Source organism: Tenacibaculum larymnensis, from assembly GCF_028829235.1.
Taxonomy (GTDB): domain Bacteria; phylum Bacteroidota; class Bacteroidia; order Flavobacteriales; family Flavobacteriaceae; genus Polaribacter; species Polaribacter larymnensis.
This window is the reverse complement of the sequence record NZ_JAIWJY010000021.1, coordinates 1-2,770: the sequence shown is the minus strand read 5'-3', so window position 1 is coordinate 2,770 and position 2,770 is coordinate 1. Positions and strand designations below refer to the sequence as shown.

Below are 2,770 nucleotides of genomic sequence, written 5' to 3'. Positions count from 1 at the left end.
TTTAACTTTACTATCAACTACAACAAGCCTCAAAACGGTGCTACGCCTCTGTTTAACGGGAATATTAGTGAAACTTCTTGGAATACCTTAAACACCGATACTAGTACTAGAGGGTACTCGTACAAATATGATGCTCTTAACAGAATCTTAAGTGCCACAGGAACTCCAAATACAAATTACAATGTATCGGGAATTACGTATGATAAGAATGGAAACATTATAACCTTAAACCGAAACGGTTGGCAAAACAGTAGTAGTTATGCTGACATGGATATTTTAAGTTATGAGTATCACCAAAATACCAACCAGCTTAAAAATGTAAATGATACAGGTAATGCTAATTATGGTTTTAAAGATGGTTCTGAATTAGCTACAGAGTATACGTACGATGCAAACGGTAACACGCTTACTGATGCTAATAAAAATGTTACAAGTGTTGAGTATAACCACTTGAATATGCCAACTAAGATAACAGTAACAGGTGCTAATGCAGGTGTTTTACAATATAAATATTCCGCTGATGGTGTAAAGCTTCGTAAGATAAAAACTCAAGGAGGAACATCTACTACAACAGACTATAACGGTAACTACGTATACGAAAATGGAGACCTAAAGCAAATAACTCAACCTGAAGGGTATATAGAACCTAATGGTAGTTCTTGGCAATATGTTTATAGGTATACAGACTTTTGGGGTAACACAAGGTTAACGTATGCAGATGATAACGGTGATGGTATTATTACATCAACTGAAATTAGAAGGGAGCAAAATTATTACCCTGGCGGTTTAGAGCACGTTGGATACAATGGCGCACTAAGAGGTGTTAAGAATAATTTAAAAACGTATCAAAAACAAGAGTTTACCGAAGATTTAGGATTAAATACTCATGAATGGCGTTATCGTGTAAGTGACCCCGCAACACTTCGTTTTTGGCAAGTAGACCCATTAGCAGAAGATTATACATACAATTCTACATATGCCTTCCAAGAAAACAAGTTAGGTATGGGTATTGAGTTAGAAGGGTTGGAATTATACCCTATTAATGGAGCTGATATGTTCAATTATAGCGGTGGAGGTAAACCAGTATTAACATTTGGATTACATAATATTGTTTTACCAACAGCAGAACGTAACACAAATGGAGGAGCTGGTGCATTTGTAGATAACGTACTTGGTAATATATGGAATGGTATAGCCACTTCTTGGAACGAAGGTATGCAAGGTAAAACACTTACGGAAATGACCGTTGAAGGTGTTAGAGGAATGGAAGAAATGGCTGACCGAGTAACTAGCGGTGAAGGAAGTATACAAGATGTAGAAGCTGCTGCTGCAATGATTCTTGTTAGAAAAGTAAAAGGAAAATCATTAAGTGCTAAAGGTAGAAGTGGCAAACAAGCTAGATTAAGAGAATGGATGAATGATGATAAAGCTAGTAGTGCTGACCGAGGTTGGTTGAAAAATGACCAAAGACATATACAAACAGGTAATAAAAAAGCATTAAGAATACCTAGGAATGGACGTAAGTCACCTGGTAGAAAAAAACAAGACAAAGGTTATGAATTAGCTCATAAAAATAATGCTCCTGCTAGTCAGGGTCATGGATATAAAGGTTCTTTAGTAAAAAACCATGCAGAACATAAAGTTGAAACTAGAATTCATAAACATAGATATAAGAAAAAAGATTAAAAAATGCACCCAAAACAAATAGAAAATTTATTAAAACTGAATAATAAAGAAAGAGTAGAGTATTTTGTACGTTATTGTGCAGATTGGGAAGAAGTATGGGGTTTAGCTATAAATAGTGAAGACTGGATTATATTTAAAGATGTAGATGGTGATGAAATTTTTCCTTTATGGCCTCATAAAGATTTAGCTGAATTCTGTGCTTTCGAAGAACATAAAAAAATGGGAGCTAAACCTTGTTCTATATCTATTTATTCTTTTATAGAGGATTTTATTGGTAACCCTGACTTAAAAGATGTTTATTATGGTATTTTCTATAATAAAGATAGGGAAGCTTTAGTTTTAAAAGGAGAAATCTTAAAAGAAGAATTAGAAACAGAACTGGAACAGTACGAATAAACAATAGTTCTTTTTAGTAATCAAGCCACAGTTAACAGCTGTGGCTTCTTTATTAAATATATTTACTTATAAGTGTTACGAGCTTTAGCATCTCTAACTAAAGCATTAATAGTAGTAATTATATGCTGTTTATCTTCAATATTAAGAGCTTGTAATTCAGTCATAATATCAACAACATTTTTGTCTAGTTCTAAATCAGATAATCCAATTAAATAATCCAAAGATACTTCAAGAGCTTTAGCTATTTTAAGAGCTGTCTCAATAGAAGGCTTTACTTCATCACGTTCATAACGTCCAATTACAGGAGCATGTACACCAATTTGTTTAGCAAGTTCATCTTGCGACATTTTCCTTTTTTTACGAGTATTTAATAAACGTTCTCCAAACAACATAAGTTCTAAATAAACTAATTAAATAAGGTTTTTAGCAAATATATAAAACATAAATTATCTATGTAGAAGTGATATTGTTTTGTTTATTAGAACATATTTTATACTTTTGAACAATATATGTTCTAAAATTAAAAGTTATGAACAATCTTGATACCACCAACCCGAATAACTACAGTTACCTAACAAAACACCTAGAAATACACATTTTAGGAGGTATTAAGGTGAATAGATTAGAAAGTTTACGGGTAACGGTATCGGTTCAAAAACTAAAAGCACAGAGTATAGTACGTCATAAT

General features: G+C 32.9%; 2 protein-coding genes and 1 pseudogene. 2 read left to right on the top strand and 1 reads right to left on the bottom strand.

Annotation, left to right across the window (positions count from 1 at the left end; all coding sequences use genetic code 11):
• Positions 1-1,686: pseudogene (locus LCI24_RS16805) on the top strand (hypothetical protein); the annotation flags it as partial.
• A gap of 3 nt (positions 1,687-1,689) precedes the next feature.
• Positions 1,690-2,082 carry a DUF2750 domain-containing protein gene (locus tag LCI24_RS16800; RefSeq protein ID WP_274641410.1) on the top strand — a complete coding sequence of 131 codons (393 nt, stop codon included), beginning with the start codon at positions 1,690-1,692 and terminating at the stop codon, positions 2,080-2,082.
• A 62-nt stretch (positions 2,083-2,144) separates the two neighbouring features.
• On the opposite strand, the gene LCI24_RS16795 is transcribed toward LCI24_RS16800, so the two are convergent.
• The gene (locus LCI24_RS16795) at positions 2,145-2,474 is read right to left on the bottom strand and encodes a helix-turn-helix domain-containing protein (protein WP_274641409.1); all 330 of its coding nucleotides are present in this window, start codon (positions 2,472-2,474) and stop codon (positions 2,145-2,147) included.
• Between the last annotated feature and the right edge of the window lie 296 nt (positions 2,475-2,770).